The 17,416-nt window shown below is 72.0% G+C and carries 19 protein-coding genes; 5 read left to right on the plus strand and 14 right to left on the minus strand.

Annotated elements, in window-relative coordinates; translation table 11 throughout:
- Positions 1-57: 57 nt before the first annotated feature.
- A complete protein-coding gene (locus tag ACO0E1_RS07695; RefSeq protein WP_422873635.1) occupies positions 58-1,533 on the plus strand; it encodes an NCS2 family permease in 1,476 nt (491 codons plus the stop codon).
- Positions 1,534-1,622: 89 nt separating this feature from the next.
- Here the strand turns inward: ACO0E1_RS07695 and ACO0E1_RS07700 are convergent, their stop codons facing one another.
- From ACO0E1_RS07700 to ACO0E1_RS07710, 3 genes are read right to left on the minus strand one after another with little or no spacing between them, the layout of a single operon-like run.
- Entirely contained in the window at positions 1,623-2,075 is a 453-nt protein-coding gene (locus ACO0E1_RS07700; RefSeq protein ID WP_422873636.1) for a hypothetical protein, read from the minus strand.
- A complete protein-coding gene (locus ACO0E1_RS07705) occupies positions 2,068-3,357 on the minus strand; it encodes an MFS transporter (RefSeq protein WP_422873637.1) in 1,290 nt (429 codons plus the stop codon). Before ACO0E1_RS07705 ends, ACO0E1_RS07700 begins: the two co-directional genes overlap by 8 nt.
- The gene (locus tag ACO0E1_RS07710) at positions 3,342-3,914 is read right to left on the minus strand and encodes a helix-turn-helix domain-containing protein (RefSeq protein WP_422873638.1); all 573 of its coding nucleotides are present in this window, start codon (positions 3,912-3,914) and stop codon (positions 3,342-3,344) included. Before ACO0E1_RS07710 ends, ACO0E1_RS07705 begins: the two co-directional genes overlap by 16 nt.
- A gap of 146 nt (positions 3,915-4,060) precedes the next feature.
- Here ACO0E1_RS07710 and ACO0E1_RS07715 point away from each other — a divergent pair, with 146 nt between their 5' ends.
- Together ACO0E1_RS07715 and ACO0E1_RS07720 are read left to right on the plus strand one after the other, a co-directional pair.
- Positions 4,061-4,324 carry a hypothetical protein gene (locus tag ACO0E1_RS07715; RefSeq protein ID WP_422873639.1) on the plus strand — a complete coding sequence of 88 codons (264 nt, stop codon included), beginning with the start codon at positions 4,061-4,063 and terminating at the stop codon, positions 4,322-4,324.
- Positions 4,325-4,350: 26 nt separating this feature from the next.
- Positions 4,351-4,866 (plus strand): DUF1697 domain-containing protein, encoded by a 516-nt coding sequence (locus ACO0E1_RS07720; RefSeq protein ID WP_422873640.1) that lies wholly within the window; start codon positions 4,351-4,353, stop codon positions 4,864-4,866.
- Between the two features lie 3 nt (positions 4,867-4,869).
- Here ACO0E1_RS07720 and ACO0E1_RS07725 read toward each other — a convergent pair whose 3' ends face one another.
- From ACO0E1_RS07725 to ACO0E1_RS07735, 3 genes are all read right to left on the minus strand, one after another.
- Positions 4,870-5,253 carry a DUF937 domain-containing protein gene (locus ACO0E1_RS07725; protein ID WP_422873641.1) on the minus strand — a complete coding sequence of 128 codons (384 nt, stop codon included), beginning with the start codon at positions 5,251-5,253 and terminating at the stop codon, positions 4,870-4,872.
- 66 nt (positions 5,254-5,319) lie between these two features.
- Positions 5,320-7,830 carry a glycoside hydrolase family 65 protein gene (locus ACO0E1_RS07730; protein ID WP_422873642.1) on the minus strand — a complete coding sequence of 837 codons (2,511 nt, stop codon included), beginning with the start codon at positions 7,828-7,830 and terminating at the stop codon, positions 5,320-5,322.
- Positions 7,831-7,897: 67 nt separating this feature from the next.
- Positions 7,898-8,665 (minus strand): HAD family hydrolase, encoded by a 768-nt coding sequence (locus ACO0E1_RS07735; RefSeq protein ID WP_422873643.1) that lies wholly within the window; start codon positions 8,663-8,665, stop codon positions 7,898-7,900.
- Between the two features lie 99 nt (positions 8,666-8,764).
- Between ACO0E1_RS07735 and ACO0E1_RS07740 the strand changes: the two genes are divergently transcribed.
- A complete protein-coding gene (locus tag ACO0E1_RS07740) occupies positions 8,765-9,193 on the plus strand; it encodes an NUDIX domain-containing protein (protein ID WP_422873644.1) in 429 nt (142 codons plus the stop codon).
- Here ACO0E1_RS07740 and ACO0E1_RS07745 read toward each other — a convergent pair.
- Genes ACO0E1_RS07745 through hxlB form a run of 6 tightly spaced genes read right to left on the minus strand, consistent with a single transcriptional unit; the run spans position 9,177 to position 13,260 of the window.
- Positions 9,177-9,719 (minus strand): P-loop nucleotide/nucleoside kinase family protein, encoded by a 543-nt coding sequence (locus ACO0E1_RS07745; RefSeq protein ID WP_422873645.1) that lies wholly within the window; start codon positions 9,717-9,719, stop codon positions 9,177-9,179. The genes ACO0E1_RS07740 and ACO0E1_RS07745 overlap by 17 nt on opposite strands.
- Entirely contained in the window at positions 9,719-10,462 is a 744-nt protein-coding gene (locus tag ACO0E1_RS07750) for an alpha/beta hydrolase (protein ID WP_422873646.1), read from the minus strand. The genes ACO0E1_RS07745 and ACO0E1_RS07750 overlap by 1 nt, the downstream gene beginning before the upstream one ends.
- On the minus strand, positions 10,459-11,535 hold the full coding sequence (locus ACO0E1_RS07755; RefSeq protein ID WP_422873647.1) for a GNAT family N-acetyltransferase: 1,077 nt from the start codon (positions 11,533-11,535) through the stop codon (positions 10,459-10,461). The genes ACO0E1_RS07750 and ACO0E1_RS07755 overlap by 4 nt, the downstream gene beginning before the upstream one ends.
- 46 nt (positions 11,536-11,581) lie before the next feature.
- Complete coding sequence (locus ACO0E1_RS07760) at positions 11,582-12,034, minus strand: GNAT family N-acetyltransferase (RefSeq protein ID WP_422873648.1); 453 nt, start codon at positions 12,032-12,034, stop codon at positions 11,582-11,584.
- A gap of 21 nt (positions 12,035-12,055) precedes the next feature.
- A complete protein-coding gene (hxlA, locus tag ACO0E1_RS07765; protein ID WP_422873649.1) occupies positions 12,056-12,682 on the minus strand; it encodes a 3-hexulose-6-phosphate synthase in 627 nt (208 codons plus the stop codon).
- A gap of 14 nt (positions 12,683-12,696) precedes the next feature.
- Positions 12,697-13,260 (minus strand): 6-phospho-3-hexuloisomerase, encoded by a 564-nt coding sequence (gene hxlB, locus ACO0E1_RS07770; protein WP_422873650.1) that lies wholly within the window; start codon positions 13,258-13,260, stop codon positions 12,697-12,699.
- A gap of 110 nt (positions 13,261-13,370) precedes the next feature.
- Between hxlB and ACO0E1_RS07775 the strand changes: the two genes are divergently transcribed.
- A complete protein-coding gene (locus tag ACO0E1_RS07775; RefSeq protein WP_422873651.1) occupies positions 13,371-14,243 on the plus strand; it encodes a helix-turn-helix transcriptional regulator in 873 nt (290 codons plus the stop codon).
- On the opposite strand, the gene ACO0E1_RS07780 is transcribed toward ACO0E1_RS07775, so the two are convergent.
- Together ACO0E1_RS07780 and ACO0E1_RS07785 are read right to left on the minus strand one after the other, a co-directional pair.
- Positions 14,240-14,926: a response regulator gene (locus tag ACO0E1_RS07780; protein ID WP_422873652.1), complete on the minus strand. Its 687-nt coding sequence runs from the start codon at positions 14,924-14,926 to the stop codon at positions 14,240-14,242. The genes ACO0E1_RS07775 and ACO0E1_RS07780 overlap by 4 nt on opposite strands.
- On the minus strand, positions 14,923-17,415 hold the full coding sequence (locus ACO0E1_RS07785; RefSeq protein WP_422873653.1) for an ATP-binding protein: 2,493 nt from the start codon (positions 17,413-17,415) through the stop codon (positions 14,923-14,925). The genes ACO0E1_RS07780 and ACO0E1_RS07785 overlap by 4 nt, the downstream gene beginning before the upstream one ends.
- Between the last annotated feature and the right edge of the window lies 1 nt (position 17,416).

Genomic DNA, 17,416 nt, shown 5'->3' on the forward strand with positions numbered 1-17,416 from the left:
CGTCACCCGTCCATCCAACACCAGGCCGCCGACGTTGCCAGCGTCCTTTAAACTTCGTTGGTGAGCGCCCCGCAGACAACCGAAACGCCGTCCCGGAACCGAGTCGCTTCCGGCCTCGACCGCTTCTTCTCCATCACCAAGCGCGGTTCGACCATCCCCCGCGAGGTCCGCGGTGGACTCGTGTCCTTCGTGACGATGGCGTACATCGTCATCCTCAACCCGCTCATCCTCGGTGGGTTCAGCGCCGACCAGGCCGCGAAGGACGTCACCGGCGGGTGGCTCGAGAACGCCCAGGTCGCCGCGGCCACCGGGCTCGTCGCAGGGCTCATGACGATCGCGATGGGCGTGATCGCGAACCTGCCGTTCGGCATCGCGGCGGGGCTCGGGATCAACTCGTTCCTCGCGGTGAGCGTCGTGCACCAGGTGACGTGGGCCGAGGCGATGGGCCTCGTGGTGATCAACGGCATCATCATCGTGATCCTGGCGTTGACCGGGATCCGGACGATGATCTTCACCGCGGTGCCGGCGCAGCTCAAGGCCGCGATCACCGTCGGCATCGGCCTGTTCATCGCGTTCATCGGCCTCGTGGACTCCGGCTTCGTCCGCTCCTCCGGCCTGGCGTCGCCCCCGCTGCAGCTCGGCGAGGACGGCTCCGTCGGCGCGCTGCCGACGATCGTGTTCCTCATCGGCCTGGTCATCATCGGCACGCTGATGGCCCGGAAGGTCAAGGGCGCGCTCCTCATCGGCATCATCGCGACGACGATCATCGCGATCATCCTGCAGGCGATCTTCAACGTGCCCACCTCGGTCGACTCGAAGACCGGCTGGAACCTCAACGCCCCCGGCCTGCCGAGCGCGCTGTTCGCCTTCCCCGACCTGTCGCTCGTCGGCCACTTCGACTTCGGCGCCTTCAGCCGCATCGGACCGTTGGCCGCGTCGATGCTCGTCTTCACGCTGGTCTTCACGAACTTCTTCGACGCCATGGGCACGATGACCGGTCTGGCGAAGGCCGCTGGCGTCGCGAAGCCCGACGGCACCTTCCCCCGCCTGCGTTCGGCGCTCGTCGTCGAGGGCGCTGGTGCCATCGCCGGCGGTGGCGCGTCGGTGTCGTCGAACACGGTGTTCATCGACTCCGCGGCCGGCATCGGCGAGGGCGCCCGCACCGGGTTCGCCTCGGTCGTCACGGGGCTGCTGTTCCTGGCGTCGATGTTCCTCACGCCGCTGACCCAGGTCGTCCCGCTCGAGGTCGCCGCCGCCGGGCTCGTGGTCGTGGGTGCGCTCATGGTCGCCCAGGTGAAGGACATCGACTGGACCGACTTCGGCTCGGCGCTGCCGGCGTTCCTGACGATCGTCGTGATGCCGCTGACGTACTCGATCGCGAACGGCATCGGCGCCGGCTTCATCAGCTGGGTGCTCATCAAGGCGCTGTCCGGCCGCGGCCGCGAGGTCTCGTGGCTGCTCTACGTCGTCGCCGCCGGCTTCCTGCTGTACTTCGCGCGCGGGCCCCTGGAGAGCGTGCTCGGCGTCGGCTGACGTCGGGACGCCGCCAACGACACGAAACGCCGCCAGATCTGGCGGCGTTTCGTCGTTCCGGGGTCGTCTCTTCCGCCGGGAGGCCCGGCTCAGTCCGGCACGTCGGCCGGCGTCGCCTCGTGGTGGCGTCGGCCGGAGGTGCGCCGGTCCTCCTTCATGCCCGCCTCGAACAGGTGGCGGCGGCCTCCGACGAGTTCGTCCCGCGCGGTGCGCTCCAGCTCCTTGGCGAGGGCGTAGTACCCGTCGTCGTAGTCCTCGACGACCTGGAACGTCCACCGTCCCGCGATGACGTTCCGACCGACGAGCTCCGTGTCGATCCGGTCCGCCAGGTCGGTGTGCCCGGCCTTCCTGAGTTGTTCGACGGCCTCGCCGAGGTCGAGGTCCGCGCTGCCCGTCAGCCGGTGGAACCCGTAGAGCAGCCCGCGAGCGTGCTCGATCGTCTCGAGCGCTGCGGACAGGGTCCCCAATGCCTCGACCGTCGCTTCCGACACCCCGTCGGGCACCTGGTGCTGTTCGTCCGGGCCCTGTTCGTCCTCACTCATGCCTTCCCGTGTACACGGGCTCGCCCGCACGGTCGCCGAGACTCGGGGCCGGGCGCTCCATGAGGCGCCAGGAGCCGCCGAGCAGGGGCGCGAGCGTGACCACGGTGTAGATGCACGCGACGACGCCGAACGTCGTGGAGACGCCGATGCCGTCCGCCGCGACCCCGGCGAGCAGACCTCCGAGCGGGATCCCCGCCCAGGACCCCGCGCCGAGCAGCCCGAACACCCGCGCCCGCATGTGCACCGGGATCCGCTCGAGTTCGACCGCGCCGAGAATCGGGTTGAGCGCACCGGCCGCGAGCCCGGAGACCGCCGCGGCACCGAGGACCCACGGCAGCCCGAGGCCGAGCGCCGGTGCGAGCAACGACGGTCCACCGGCCAGGACGAAGCAGAGCACGAACGGGATCCGACGAGGCAGCCGGTGCGCCACGTACCCGAAGACCAGGGACCCGAGGAACGCAGCCCCGCCGAACGTCCCCGTGACGAAGCCGAGCGACTGCGCACCGTCGAGCCGTTCGTCCGCGTAGAGGGGCAGGAGCGTGGTGGACCGCGCCGCGTCGAGCAGGTTCGTGACGAGCACCAGCGCGATGATGAGTCGGAAGAACGGGTCCCGCACGCAGAACCGGAAGCCCTCGACGATGTCGCGCCAGTAGCCCGCCGACTCCGGTGCCACAGCCGCGCCGTCGGCGACCGGTGCCGGGGCTTCGCGCACCACGAGCGCCGTCAGCAGTGCGGCTGCGCCGAACACGAGTGCCGTGCAGGCGAGCGCCGGCATCGGGCCGAGTGCCGCGACCAAGACCCCGCCGACCGGTGCACCGACCAGCACGGACAGCCGCGCAGAAGCCTCGAAGTGCCCGACGGCCCGTTCGAGCGACACGCCCGCCGCCGTCGCGAGCCCCGGGAGGAGCACCCGCCGGGCCGACTCCCCCGGCATGTCGAAGAGCCCGCTGACGAACACCAACGCCAGCAGGGCCCAGAACGGCAACCCGACGGTCCACGCGAGCACCGGCATGGCGAGCAGTGTCACGCCGCTGATGACGTCCGACCAGGCGCTCGACCGGACGAACCCCACGCGCTCGACCAGCGCGCCACCGAACGGCCCCCCGAGCACGATCGGCACGGTCGCCATGAACGCGGTGATCCCGACGTCCGTCGCCGACCCACCACGCGCGAGCACGGCGAACGGCACGGCAACCGTGGTGACGACGTTGCCCACGCGCGAGACGACCTGGACCGCGAGGAGCGCCCGGAGCCGTCCGCGCGGGCTCAGGTGCGCGGCCATCGGTACGCCTGCTGCAGCACGAAGACCTGCTCGGACCCGTCGCCGGCCGCGTGCTCGGCGCTCACCGACCGCCAGCGTTCGACGAGCTCGCGCATCTCGGCTCCGAGCCGCTCGAGCTCGGGAGCGGTCAGCCGGAGGACCCGGTCCGCACTCGTCGACGCTGCCACCCACTCGCGGCCGAAGGTGGCCGCCCGGTCGACGAACGCCTCGTAGTTCGCGGCGTAGACCCGCGCGACCGCCCGGTCGAGCGCGCTCGCCGCGAGGGCCCGCTCCGGGTCGTCGAGCGCGTCGGCGAGGTACCAGGACGACGAGTCGTGCGTCGCCCGCCACCACCGCTCACGCCGGTCCGTCCCCTGATCCGCTGCCGGCTCGATGAGTCCGACACCGGCGAGCCGGGAGCAGTGGTAACTGATGGTGCCCGGTGCCTCGTCGATGCGGTCGCCGAGCATCGCGGCCGTCTGTGGACCGTCGGCGCGGAGCATGCCGAGGATCCGCAGCCGTGTGGGGTGGGCCAGCGCCCGCATGTGTGCCGGGTCGTCGATCCGTCCGTCGTCCATGCGGCTCAGCGTAGATCCACAAGATGTGTTGCGCAAGTGTTCTTGTGGACTCGGGACGACGTCGTCATCCGCGCCACGCCGTGCTGTTGCACACCGTCGAGACGCGACCTAGCATTCGAACACACGTTCGAACGAGGGAGGACCCGATGATGGTCATCGATGCGGCCACGACGGTCTGGTGGGCGGACGGTGCGCCGGTCCGGCTCGTCTGGCAGGGGCGACGTTGGCGGGTGACCGACCACCCGACGCGCCTCACCGTCACACCGGCCGCACTGCCGACCGCCATCACGCACGCACCCGAGCGCACCGTCGGGTGGCGCTTCCAGGTCACGGCCGAGGACGGCGAGACACTCGTCGTCGACATCGTGCCCGACGGCTCCGCCTGGACCGTCGCCCGCACCTGGAACTGACCCCGGACTCCGGGTACGTTCACGACATGAGCAGGTGGATCGCGCTGCTGCGCGGCGTGAACGTCAACGGGATCACGATCCGGTCTGCCGAGCTGCGGTCCCTGTTCGAGTCGCGCGGGTACCGGGACGTCCGGACCGTCCTCGCCTCGGGCAACGTCGTGTTCGACGCGGACGACGGTGCCGCCGACCTCAAGCGGGACGTCGAGCAGGCGCTCCGTGACCGGTTCGGCTACGACGCGTGGATCGTGCTCGTCCCGCACGACGGGCTGGCTGCCGTGGTCGACGGATTCCCGTTCGAGAGCGCCGCGGACCGGCACGACTACGTCGTGTTCGGCTCCGACGACGCCGCACTCGACGACCTGCTCGCCGATCTCGAGCTGGACCCCGCGGTCGAGCAGGCCGCACGCGGGGACGGCGTCGTCTACTGGTCCTGTCCGAAGGGGTCGAGCACGGACACGCCGTTCGCGAAGCGAGCAGGGGCCGCCCGGTTCAAGCGCACGACGACGACCCGGAACGTGAACACGCTCCGGAAGCTGCTCTGAGCGCTACTTCTTCCCGCCGCCGAGCAGTCCGCCCAGCAGGTCGCCGATGCCGCCGCCAGCACCACCACCAGCACCACCGCCGGTCGAACCGAGTGCGGCCGCCACCTGGTTCTCCGACGACCCGAAGACGTTCTTCACGATCTTGCTGCCGTCGTCGGTGTCGACGTCGTCGAGGTCCACGCCGCCGTCGACCAGCGCGGCGGAGTGCTTGTCGACCGCCCGCTCGAGGGACTGCCCGCCACCCTGCTCGGCGTTCGCGCGCATCCCACCGAGCAGCGCCGGCAGGGCCTTCTGCACCGCCTGGTTCGCGGTGGCCTCGTCCACGCCGAGCTTCTTCGCGAGGTCCCCGATCGGGATCTGGGAGATGATGTCGTCGAGCCCGGCCATGGTGCTTCCTGCCGTCACGGTCTGCGTGCCCCGAACACTCCGCACGAGGCCAGCAGCAGTCCGGGGTCAGGCGGTCGTCTCGTCCACCTCGTAGTCGCGCTCGAGCGAGATCGTCGGGATCGACGCCGTGATCACGGAGCCGTCAGCGCGCAGCGTGCCCTGGATGTCGCTGGTGGTCGGGGCGTGCCCGTCCATCCGCGGCCCCTGGTGCGGCAGCGGCACGACCGTCGGTGCCTCCGCCGTGACGTCGAACGACTGGTTGTGCACCCAGGCGGTGAAGCCGTCGCCGGTCTCGACCGTGAAGGTCATGCGGTCCTGTTCGAGGTCGACGCGGACCCGGGAGCCCCGCACGGTGATCCGGTAGGTCAGGCGCTCCCACGACTTCGGCAGCCGCGGGTTGAACGTCATCTTCCCGCCGTGGTCGCGCATGCCACCGAACCCGTTCACGAGCCCGCCCCAGATCCCGCCGGTCGACGCGATGTGCACGCCGTCGGTCGTGTTGCCGTGCAGGTCGGCCAGGTCGACGTAGAGCGCCGTGTTGAAGTACTGCTCCGCGAGCTCGTGGTATCCGACCTCGGCCGCCATGATCGACTGCACCACGGCGGACAGGGTGGAGTCGCCCGTCGTCAGCGCGTCGTAGTAGTCGAAGTCGCGGCGCTTCTCGGCCGGGGTGAACTCGTGGCCCTGCAGGAACAGCGCCAGCACGACGTCCGCCTGCTTGAGGACCTGGAAGCGGTAGATGACCAGCGGGTGGTAGTGCAGCAGCAGGGGACGCTTGGACTCCGGCGTGTTCTCGAGGTCCCAGAGCTCCTTGTCGAGGAACTGCGCGTCCTGCGGGTGGATCCCCCGGTGCGGGTCGAACGGGATCTCCATCGACTCGGCGGCGCGTTCCCAGTCCACGATCTCGGACTCGTCGAGCCCGGTCCGCCGGACCATGCGGGCGTACTCCTCGGGGTCGTCGACCGCGAGCTCACGGCACGCGTTGACGGCGAACCACAGGTTCGCCCTGGCCATGACGTTCGTGTACATGTTGTCGTCGACGACGGTGGTGTACTCGTCCGGGCCGGTGACCCCGTCGATGTGGAACTTCTGGTCGCCGTTCGAGCGCCAGAACCCCAGGTCCTCCCAGAGACGAGCGGTCTCGACGAGGATGTCGATCGCGCCGCGCTTCAGGAACTCCCGGTCACCGGACGCCCGCACGTACTGCATGAGGGCATGCGCGATGTCGGCGTCGATGTGGTACTGCGCGGTGCCGGCGGCGTAGTACGCACTGGACTCCTCGCCGTTGATCGTCCGCCACGGGAAGAGCGCGCCGTGCTGGTTCAGCTCGCGGGCCCGGGAGCGCGCGGCGTCGAGCATGTTGTAGCGGAACCGCAGGGCGTTCCGCGCGACGATCGGCGCCGTGTAGGACAGGAACGGCAGGACGTAGATCTCCATGTCCCAGAAGTAGTGCCCGCCGTAGCCGGACCCGGTGACGCCCTTCGCCGCGATGCCGTGCCCGTCGGTGCGGGCGGTGGCCTGCGCGAGCATGAAGAGGTTCCACCGGACCGCCTGCTGGATCTCCGGCTGCCCGGCGATCTCGACGTCGCTGCGCTCCCAGTAGTCGTCCATCCACGTGCGCTGCTTGGCGAACGTCTCCTCGACCGTCTCGGCGTGTGCACGGTCCAGGGTGCGGTCGCACCGATCGGCGAGTTCGCGCGCCGGGACCCCGCGGGACGTGTGGTAGACCACGTTCTTGGTCAGGCGGATCGGTTGCCCGGCCTTCGCCTGCACCCGGTAGACGTGCTTCGCGAGGTCGTCCTCGATCGACGACGACTCGTCCCAGGTGTTGTCCGTCTCGAGGCGGTGCTCGACCCCGACGCAGATCGTCATGCCCGAGCTGGCGGCCTGGTACCCGAGCAGCGACCGGGTACCGGAGTTGCGCTTGATCTTCGGCTCGAGGACCCGCTCGGTGAACGCCTCGGCCTTGCGCGGGTCGAACGCGGTCGCCGCCGCACGCATCCCCGCGTGGTACTCGTCGACGACGTCCTGCCGGTTCAGGATCTGGCTCGACAGCAGCACCGAGGCGTCCGCGTCGAGCATCGTGACCTCGTAGTCGATGACGGCGAGGTGTCGGTCCGTGAACGAGACGAGCCGGCGCGAGCGGATGAGCACGCGCTTGCCGGACGGCGTCGACCACTCCGTCTCGCGCAGCAGGTACCCGCCGCGGAAGTCCAGCCTGCGGGTGTGCCGCAGGATGTCCGCTTCGGCCAGCACCAGCGGCTCGTCGTCGACGTAGAGCCGGATCACCTTGGCGTCCGGCGCGTTGATGATCGTCTGCCCGGTCTTGGCGAAGCCGAACGCGTCCTCGGCGTGCCGGATCGGCCACGTCTCGTGGAACCCGTTGATGTACGTGCCGTACTGCACGCCACCGCGGCCCTCGTCGAGGTTGCCGCGGAGGCCGAGGTAGCCGTTCCCGACCGCGAAGTTCGTCTCCGCGACGCCCTGCTGGTCAGGTGCGTACTCCGTCTCGACGAGCGCCCACTCGTCGACGGGGTAGCGCACACGGTCGAGGGGATCCGAGGTGATGGGGTTCATGGGTGCTCCGTGGGAAGGGAGGTGGTCGGGGACGGCCTGGAGGCACGGATCGCGCCGCGCAGGCCGCCTACGTCGTCAGCGTGGCCGGCTGGGGCAGTTCGGTGATGAGGTCGGCGAGGTCCGTCACGACGACGTCGGCACCGTTCGCGAGCAGCTCGTCGGCGCCCGCTCCGCGGTCGACACCGATCACGAGCCCGAATGCGCCGTTCCGTCCGGCCGCCACACCACTCGTGGCGTCCTCCACCACGACGCACTCGGCCGCCGTCAGCCCGAACCGGCTCGCCGCGTCGAGGTACGTGTCCGGAGCGGGCTTGCCGGGGAGACCGTCCTCGCGGGCGACGAGCCCGTCGACGATGACCGGGAACCGTTCGAGGATGCCGGCCGTCCGGAGGACCTCCACCGCGTTCGCCGAGCTCGACACCACCGCGACCGACAGCCCGGCGTCGATGGCCGCGACGAGGAACCGCAGCGAGCCCGGGTAGGGCTCGACGCCGTGCTCGTGCAGTTCCGCCGTGAACTCGGCGTTCTTCCGGTTGCCGAGCCCGCACACGGTGTCCTGGTCGGGGGCGTCGTCGGGGGTGCCCTGCGGCAGCTCGATGCCGCGGGAGTCGAGCAGCGAGCGGACCCCGTCGTACCGGGGCTTGCCGTCGATGTACGCGAAGTAGTCCTGCTCCGTGTACGGGTCGACGCCGTGCGCGGCGAGGTACGGCGTGAAGAGTCGGCTCCACGCACGCATGTGCACGTCGGCCGTCGGCGTCAGCACCCCGTCGAGGTCGAAGAGGAGGGCTCGCGTGTCAGCGAGGCGCGCAGGGATCCGCCGGTCCGACGACGTCATGGACAACCTTCCAGGCAGTGGTGTCGTACGAGTGCTGCGCCCGAGTCTAGGACCGCTCCAGTCCCCTCGTTCGACCGACCCACCAGGTACGGTCGGGGCATGCCGGGAACACCAGAGGGGATCCGTGTCCGCGCCGTCGCCGTCGCCGTGCGTGACCGCGAGGTGCTCGTCGTCCTCCGCCACCGCGACGACCGGTCGTACGCCGTGCTCCCCGGGGGCGGCCTCGAGGCCGGCGAGACCCCGCAGCAGGCGTGCGTGCGGGAACTCCGCGAGGAGACCGGGCTCGTCGGCGTCACCGAGGCGTTGTTGCCGGTCGGGGTCGACCGCGAGGCCCCCGCGCTGTACTTCCGGGTCAGCGTCGAGGACGGCACCCCCCGGATGCCCGACACCGCACCCGAGGCCCGGCGCGCGACCGACGAGAACCGGTACGACCCCGCGTGGGTGCCGATCGACGACCTCGACCGCATCGGGCTCCGCCCCGACCGCGCCCGGCGGGCCGTCGAGCTCGCGCTCAGCGAGCCGCGCTGACCGCGGCGTCGAGCTGGTCGAGCACCGCATCGAGGCCCTGGTCGGGACCACCAACCCACGTGACGTGCGCGCGCGTCGCGATGAACGCCTCCAGTTCGACCAGGACGTCCGCCATCAGGTCGCCGCCCAGGTCGCCGTGGACCACCGGACCCGATGCGGCACGCGCCGTGAAGCGGCGGTCCGCCTCGGCGGCGTCGAGGCGGAGCGCACATTCGACGAATCCCGCACCCTCGACGGCGGCGAGCGCCGCGAGCTCGTCGATGAACGCGTCGGACCGCGCGTACTGCGGCACGATCACATCCCGGCCGGAGCCCAGGTGCGCGCGCATCGCGGCCATGGCCATCGCCCGGGCGGCGTTCCCGGCCGGGCGGAGCTGCACGTCCCACCCGCCGATCATCGCGCGCAGCACGTCGATGTCGAACGCGACGGGCATCGACGCCGCGTGCCGTTCGGCCCAGGCGCGTGCGGTGGTGGACTTCCCGCTCGCCGGGATGCCGTTCAGGTGGACGAGGACGGGCCGCGGCATCAGCTGAGTCCGGCGGAGCGGAGCTCCTCGGTCCATCGTTCGATCGCCGTGCTGATCTGCGCACGGGCATCGGCGCGGGAGATGGTCGCGGTGCGGTCCCCCGGCTGTGCGCCGTACGCCCCGAAGTCGGCGTGGTTCGAGCCCTGGATCTCGGTCATCGTCGCGTCGCCCGGGAGCAGGTGCCGCGCGGCGTCGACCTTGGCCGGGGTGGACAGGCCGTCGCGCGAACCCGAGACGCTCAGGACGTCGAGGTCGGTGCGGGACAGGTCGTTCGCGCAGTAGCTGCCGAGCAGTAGGAGACCGGCGACACCCGGGTCATCGGCCAGCTGGCACGCCCGGACCCCGCCGAGGGAGTGCCCGCCGACCGCCCACGTGCGGACCGCCGGTGCGTGCGACTCGAACGCCGACAGGGGCCGGGTGTCGAAGAACGCAAGGTGCAGCGTCGGCTTCGTGATCACGACCGTGGTGCCGCTGGCGACCACCTGCCGGAACGTCGCCATGTACGCGTACGGGTCGACCTTCGCGCCGGGGATGAACACGATCCCGACGCCGTTCGCGCCGCCCGCCGGGGTCATCACGACGGAGTTCCCCGCGTCGCGGACGGTCACCCGGTCGTCGCGCCAGACCTGCAGCGCGGCGGATCGCGTGCCCTGCATGACGATGTTCGCCCACACCAGGAAGACGAGCACGATGACGAGCACCACCGCCACGATCCAAGCGGTCCAGCGCAGTGCTCGGTTCATCGTGTCTCCTCCGGTCGTCGTGCGGTGACGGTCAGCCAGCGTTCCTCGGCTCCCGGCACGGTCGTCTCGCGGACGACGACGTCGGTCCACCCGGTCTCGGACACCACCGACGCGAGTTCGTCCTCGGTCCAGTAGGTGAAGTGCCGGGGGCGGTCGAGCTTTCGCGTGCTCCAGTCGGCACCGTCGCCGCGCTTGACGGTGGCGGCGAGGACCCCACCGGGGACGACGGCCACGAGGGCACGACGGAGCACGCCGGGGAGTTCCTCGCGTCGGACGTGGAGCAGCACCGCGTTCGCGAACACGGCGTCGTACCCGCCGCCGAACACCCCGGTGCGGACGTCGAGCACGCGGGCGACGTGCCCGTCGGCGCGCAACCGCTCGACGAACGAACGGGCGCCGTCGGTGCGGTCGACGCGGAGCCCGGCGGCCTCGAGTGCGAGGGCGTCCCGTCCCGGGCCGGAGCCGAGTTCGAGGACGCGCGCACCGGGCGTCACCAGCACAAGCAGGTCGTCGACGAGGCCGGCGCGGTGCCCGTCGGTCCGCTCGGCGTACAGGCCGGCCGCCCGCTCGTACGTGTCGAGCGTGCGGTCGGCGGTGAGGTCCCGGCGCATGACGACCTCGTGCCGGCCGTCGGGGAGCCGGTCGCCGAGGACGTCGGCGACCGTGAAGCCGTTGCGCTCGTAGGCGCGGCGGGCGGTGTCGTTGTCGGGCATCACCGAGAGCTCCAGCTCGGTCGCGCCCGCCGCAGCGGCCCATCGCGCGATCGCCTCGATGAGCAGTCCGGCGACACCACGCCCGCGGACGGCGGGGTCGACCCACATCGAGATGAGCTCGGCGCGGTCCTCGTCGGTCGGCGCACCGCTGGCCATGCCGACCGCGCGGTCGCCCTCGACGGCGAGCAGGTCGAGCGCTCCGGGGATCGACAGGCGTGTGCGCCACCGGTCCTCTGGCGCGTCCGCCCAGTCGGCGAGGCGCGACCCGAACGCGTCCGGCGCATCGGCGAGCGCCGCCAGCCGGACGGGCCGCCAGTCCCGCCAGTCGTCGGCGGTCACCGCGCGGAGCTCGATCGTCACGCCCCGACGCTACCGCTCCGCGCGGCTGCGCTGTCCCGCGGAGCGGTCAGAGCGAGCGCGACCAGGCGATCTCGTGCGCGAGTTGCCCGGTGTCGCGGAAGAGCGCGACCTGGGTCGTCTCCGCCAGGACCGCCGCAAGCTGCGAACGGTCGGCGGGCACGAACCCGAGACCCTGCCAGAACGGGCCGGAGCGGCGACTGAACAGCCACGCCCGATCCGCGCCGGCAGCGGCGGCCGCGTCGAGCGCGAACCGCGCGAGCCGGGTACCGACGCCGGAGCCGCGGAGCGCCGGGCCGACGGCAACGCTGCGGAGGAGGGCGTGCCTCCCGTCCGGGCTGCTCTCGAAACCGGTGGAGCCGACGACCGCGCCGGACTCGTCGCGGACGGCCCACAACCGGACCGCCGGGTCCTCGAGGCCGGCGACCGTCAGGTCGCACTCGGCGAGGAAGCCGCGCACGTCCGCGACGTCAGCGGGGCTGACGGGAAACGGTTCGTGCACGGCTCCGAGCCTAGGCGAGGACTACGCGGTGATGGCGGCGCGGATCTCGGCGGCGGCTGCGCCGACGTCGGACGCGCTGTAGATCGCGCTGCCGGCGACGGCGACCGTCGCACCCGAGGCCTGGACGTCCGCGACGGATGCCGCCGTGACACCACCCGCGACCGAGAACGGCACACCGGAGGCCTTGCCGTCGTCGAGGAGCGTGGAGAACGTGAAGCCCTCCTCGGCCTGCTCGTCGAGGCCGGCGTGCATCTCGACGAACTCGGCGCCGAGGGCGATGACCTCGCGGGCACGTGCTGCCTTGTCGGCGACACCGATGAGGTCGACGACGACGCCCTTGCCGTGCTGCTTCGCCGCGGTGACGGCGCCGGCGATCGTGCTGTCACCGGCGACACCGAGCACGGTCACCAGGTCGGCACCGGCTTCGAAGGCGATCCCGGCCTCGAGCTCGCCCGCGTCCATCGTCTTGAGGTCGGCGAACACGGTCTTGTCCGGGTGCGCCTGCTTGATCGCGGTGATCGCGGAGAGTCCGGCGCTCTTGATGAGCGGGGTGCCGAGCTCGAGGATGTCGACGTGCGGGGCGGCCGCACCGGCGAGCTCGAGGGCGGCTTCGGTGGTCAGGGTGTCCATGGCGAACTGGAGCTGCATGGTGGTGGTGCCTTTCATTCGAGGTTGGCGTGTCGGGGCCAGAGGTCGTCGGCGGACTGGCCGCCGCGGGCCCAGAGCGTGTGGAAGAGCGCGTCGCCGAGGAGGGCGACGGCCTGTTCGAACAAGCCGCCGGCGTACTGCGCGGACGCGGTGCCGGAGCGGTCGGTCTTCGTCGCGGCGGGGAGCACGACGGTCGTCGTCGCGACGGACGACAGCGGGGAGTCCGACGTCGTGGAGACCGCCACGACCGATGCGCCGACGGACGCTGCGGTGCGTGCCGCCTGCACGATGCCGGTCGTCGTGCCGGAGCCGCTCGCGACGACCAGTACGTCGCCGGAGCCGATCGCCGGGGTGGTCACCTCGCCGACGACGTGGATGTCGAGCCCGAGGTGCATCAGGCGCATCGCGCTCATCCGGAGTGCGAGCCCGGATCGACCGGCGCCGTGCACGAACACCCGCCTGGCGCCCTCGACGAGCGAGACGAACTGCGCGGTCGCCTCGGGGTCGATCCGCGGCGCGAGGTCGTCGAGCTCTCGGAGGACGAGCCCGAACGACTCGGGGACGGTGGGTTCCTGCATGCCGACGAGCCTGTCGTGCGGCGCCCGGTCCCACCGCTCCCCGACACGGCGGGAGTCCCACCCGATCGGGTGGCCCCGCCCGCTCGGGTGGGACCGGTAGGTTCGGCCATGTGGACGAGGCGGATCAGGACGGCACGGTTCGGGACGGCACAGGTCAGGACGGAACGGAGGCTCGGCTCGGCCCCGCCAGTCGGCGCGCGGCAGCGGAGCACGCCAGGACGGTCGCGGAGCAGGCCGATCGACACGCACTCACGCTGGAGTCCGTCCTCGCGGTGCTCCGGTCCCCGCGGGTGGGCGACGCCGCTGCCCGGTCGGAGGCGGTCGAGATCGCCTCGGCCGCGCTGGTCGAACTCCGGACGCTGACGGACCGGCAGCGGAGCACCCTGCTCGAGCCCGTCACGGGGGCGTTCTCCCGGCTGCGGGCGGACCTGCGTCCCCTCGTCCGGTTCGGCGACCTCGACGTGCAGTTCGTCGAACCGCCGGCGACCGGCCGCGCCCTGCCCGGCGACGTCGCCCACGCGGCCCGGGCCATCGTCCGCACCGCCGTGCTCGCACTCGTCGACGCCGGTGAGGCCCATCGCGTCCGGATCCAGTGGGACTGCGACGGCCGGAACCTCCTCATGCAGCTCCGCGACGACGGCGCCGGCACCCTGGACGCGCACGACGACACCATGCGGCCGATCGCCGAACGGGTCGTGGCGCTCGACGGGCGGCTCGCGGTCGAGTCGACGCCGGCGTGGGGATCCGTCCTGGACATCTCGCTCCCGCTCGACCCGGCACCCGGCACGGTCGACGTCGCCGACGACACCGGCCTCACCCCGCGCGAGCAGGACGTGCTGCGGCTCGTCGCGACGGGGGTCGGCAACCAGGAGATCGCCGACGGTCTCGGGATCAGCGTGAACACGGTGAAGTACCACGTCGCGAACCTGCTCAGGAAGCACGGCGCGAGGACCCGGGCGGAGCTGGCAGCGGCCAGGTCCTAGGGGGTGAAGCGGTACCCCATGCCCGACTCCGTGACGATGTAGCGCGGCGACGACGGGTCCGGCTCGAGCTTCCGCCGCAGCTGCGCGACGTAGAGCCGGAGGTACCCGGAGTCGTTGCCGTGCGACGGTCCCCACACCTCGGTGAGCAGCATCTCCCGCGTCATCAGCCGGTCCGGGTTGGCGATCAGGACCTCGAGCAACCGCCACTCGGTCGGGGTCAGGCGGATCGCCGGGCCCTCCGGCGGCAGGACCTGCTTCGCGACGAGGTCCACGACGAGGCTCCCGATCCGCACCGTCGGGCTCGAGTCCGACGCCGCTGCGGCCGCCGCCTGCCGACGCCCGAGCGCGCGCAGCCTGGCGAGCAGCTCGTCCATCTGGAACGGCTTCGTCACGTAGTCGTCCGCACCGGCGTCGAGCGCGTCGACCTTGTCGGCGGAGTCCGTCCGCCCCGAGAGCACCAGCACCGGCACCTGCGACCACGAGCGGATGCCCTCGAGCACACCGATCCCGTCGAGCCGCGGCATGCCGAGGTCGAGCATCACGAGGTCCGGGCGCTCGGTGATCACCGCGTCGATCGCGGCGCGGCCGTCCCGGGCGGTGACGACGTCGTACCCGCGCGCCGTGAGCGTGACGCCGAGTGCACGGACGAGCTGCGGGTCGTCGTCCGCGACGAGGACCTTCATCGTGCCTCCACCCCGACGTGCCCGGCGATCGGGAGCCGCACCACCATCGTCAGGCCGCCGCCGGGGGTGTCGTCGGCCTCGATCGTGCCACCCATCCCCTCGGTGAACCCCCGCGCCAGTGCGAGCCCGAGGCCGAGCCCCGTGTCGTTGTCGGTGTCCCCGAGCCGCTGGAACGGCTGGAACACGTCGTCGCGCTGCGCCTCGGGGATCCCGGGGCCGTGGTCGGCGACGCGGAGCTCCACCGACCCGCTGAACGCACTCGCCGCGACCCGCACCGTCGTCCCCGCCGGGCTGTGCCGCACCGCGTTCGCGAGCAGGTTCACGACGACGCGCTGCAGCAGCACCGGGTCGGCGAGCACCGGCGGCAGGTCGCCGGGCAGGTCGAGGTCGACGCCGTCCGGCCCGAGCTCCAGCTCGTCGAGTGCCGGCGCGACCACGGTCTCCAACGGGAGGGCGACGGGGGTGACCGCGAGCACCCCCGCTTGCACCCGCGAGACGTCGAGCAGGTCGCCCAACAGCACCGCGAGCTGACCGAGGCTCTCGTCGGCGGTGGCGAGCAGTGCCTCCCGGTCGGCCTCGGAGAGCCGGATGTCGCTGGCACGGAGCGTCTGCACGCTCGCGCTGGCGGCCGCGATCGGCCGCCGGACGTCGTGGCCGACGGCCGCGAGGATCGCGCTCCTGACGCGGTCCGCCGCGGCGATGCGTTCCGCGTCGACCGCGGTCCTGGTCAGCTCACGGTGCTCCAGCGCCGCGTCGATCTGCTGCTCCACCACCCGCAGCAACCGGCGCTGGGTCGGGTCGTCGGGCGCGCCGGCGAACTCCAGGACCGCACCGGACGGGAGGCTCGTGGTGGCGTCCGGCACGTCGCCGAACGTCCCCGACGTGGCCGGCACCAGGTCTCCCTGCCGGACGCGCAGTCCGGTGTAGCCGAACGCCTCGCGGGTCCGCTCGACGAGGGCCTGGAGCGCGTCGTCGCCCCGCAGAACGCTGCCGGCGATGCCGATGAGCAGCCCGGACTCGGCAGCGGCACGGCGGGCCGTCCGCGAGCGTCGGGCCGAGCGGTCGACGACGAAGCTGACGAGCACGGCGCTGATCACGTACATCACGAGGGCGACGAGGTGCCACGGCTGCTGCACGGTCACGCGGTACAGCGGCTGGACGAAGAAGTAGTCGAGGCTCAGCCCGGACAACACCGCGGCGAACACGGCGGGCCACATCCCGCCGACGAGCGCCACGACGAGCACGAGCAGCTGGTAGGCGAGGACGTCGACGGTGATCGCGTCCGGGGTCTTGCCGAACGACAGCAGCCAGGTCAGCAGCGGACCGACGACGAGGGCGAGGCCGAACGCGCTGAGCACCCGGCCACGGGACAGGCTGCCCCCGAGCCGCGGGAGGGCGAAGCCGCCGCCGGCCTTCTCGTGTGTGACCACGTGCACGTCGATGTCGCCGGACTCGCGGATGACGGTGTTGCCGATGCCGGGGCCGGTGAGTGCGGCGGCCGCCCGCGTGCGGCGGCTGACCCCGATGACGATCTGCGTGGCGTCGATCGACCGGGCGAAGCGGACCAGCGTGCTCGGCACGTCGTCCCCGACGACCTGGTGGTACGTCCCACCGAGCTGCTCGAGGAGCGCCCGCTGCGCGCCGAGGGCACCTGGGTGCCGTTCGCGCAGCCCGTCGTTCGTCGTGACGTGCACGGCCGCGAGCTCGCCGCCGGAGGACCTGGCGGCGATCCGGGCCCCGCGGCGGAGGAGCGTCTCGCCCTCCGGACCGCCGGTGAGGGCGACGAGGACCCGCTCCCTGGCCTCCCACCGGTGCTCGATGCCGTGCTCGGCCCGGTAGCGCTTCAGGGCGTCGTCGACCTCGTCCGCGAGCCACAGCAGGGCGATCTCGCGGAGGGCGGTGAGGTTGCCGAGGCGGAAGTAGTTCGACAGTGCGGCGTCGATCCGGGCGGCCGGGTACACGAGCCCCTCGGAGAGCCGCTCGCGGAGGGCCTGCGGCGACAGGTCGACGACCTCGATCTGGTCCGCTGCCCGGACCACCGCGTCGGGGACGGTCTCGCGCTGGACGGTCCCGGTGATCTCGTGCACGACGTCCCCGAGGGACTGCATGTGCTGGACGTTCACCGTCGAGACCACGTCGATGCCCGCCGCCAGCAGGGCTTCGACGTCCTGCCAGCGCTTGTCGTGTCGGCCACCAGGTGCGTTCGTGTGCGCGAGTTCGTCGACGAGCGCGACGTCGGGGTGACGGGCGATCACGGCGTCGAGGTCCATCTCGTCCAGCTCGACGTCCCGGTGCCGTTCGACCCGGCGGGGGACGACCTCGAGCCCCTCGACGAGGGCGGCCGTGGCGGCGCGGCCGTGGGTCTCCACGACGGCGACGACCACGTCGCGACCCTCGTCACGGAGCCGGCGTCCCTCCTCGAGCATCGTGAAGGTCTTCCCGACGCCGGGTGCGGCCCCGAGCAGCACCCGCAGCTTGCCTCGCTTCACG

The organism is Curtobacterium guangdongense, from assembly GCF_049341845.1.
Classification (GTDB): domain Bacteria; phylum Actinomycetota; class Actinomycetes; order Actinomycetales; family Microbacteriaceae; genus Curtobacterium; species Curtobacterium guangdongense.

Coding starts and splice junctions, on each gene's coding strand:
- ACO0E1_RS07735 (WP_422873643.1), bottom strand. CDS start 8,665: ATGACGTCGTCGGACCGGCGGATCCCTGCGCGCCTCGCTGACACGCGA.
- ACO0E1_RS07750 (WP_422873646.1), bottom strand. CDS start 10,462: ATGAACCGAGCACTGCGCTGGACCGCTTGGATCGTGGCGGTGGTGCTC.
- ACO0E1_RS07720 (WP_422873640.1), top strand. CDS start 4,351: ATGAGCAGGTGGATCGCGCTGCTGCGCGGCGTGAACGTCAACGGGATC.
- ACO0E1_RS07745 (WP_422873645.1), bottom strand. CDS start 9,719: ATGCCGCGGCCCGTCCTCGTCCACCTGAACGGCATCCCGGCGAGCGGG.
- ACO0E1_RS07740 (WP_422873644.1), top strand. CDS start 8,765: ATGCCGGGAACACCAGAGGGGATCCGTGTCCGCGCCGTCGCCGTCGCC.
- ACO0E1_RS07780 (WP_422873652.1), bottom strand. CDS start 14,926: ATGAAGGTCCTCGTCGCGGACGACGACCCGCAGCTCGTCCGTGCACTC.
- ACO0E1_RS07700 (WP_422873636.1), bottom strand. CDS start 2,075: ATGAGTGAGGACGAACAGGGCCCGGACGAACAGCACCAGGTGCCCGAC.
- ACO0E1_RS07705 (WP_422873637.1), bottom strand. CDS start 3,357: ATGGCCGCGCACCTGAGCCCGCGCGGACGGCTCCGGGCGCTCCTCGCG.
- hxlB (WP_422873650.1), bottom strand. CDS start 13,260: ATGCAGGAACCCACCGTCCCCGAGTCGTTCGGGCTCGTCCTCCGAGAG.
- hxlA (WP_422873649.1), bottom strand. CDS start 12,682: ATGCAGCTCCAGTTCGCCATGGACACCCTGACCACCGAAGCCGCCCTC.
- ACO0E1_RS07710 (WP_422873638.1), bottom strand. CDS start 3,914: ATGGACGACGGACGGATCGACGACCCGGCACACATGCGGGCGCTGGCC.
- ACO0E1_RS07725 (WP_422873641.1), bottom strand. CDS start 5,253: ATGGCCGGGCTCGACGACATCATCTCCCAGATCCCGATCGGGGACCTC.
- ACO0E1_RS07730 (WP_422873642.1), bottom strand. CDS start 7,830: ATGAACCCCATCACCTCGGATCCCCTCGACCGTGTGCGCTACCCCGTC.
- ACO0E1_RS07715 (WP_422873639.1), top strand. CDS start 4,061: ATGATGGTCATCGATGCGGCCACGACGGTCTGGTGGGCGGACGGTGCG.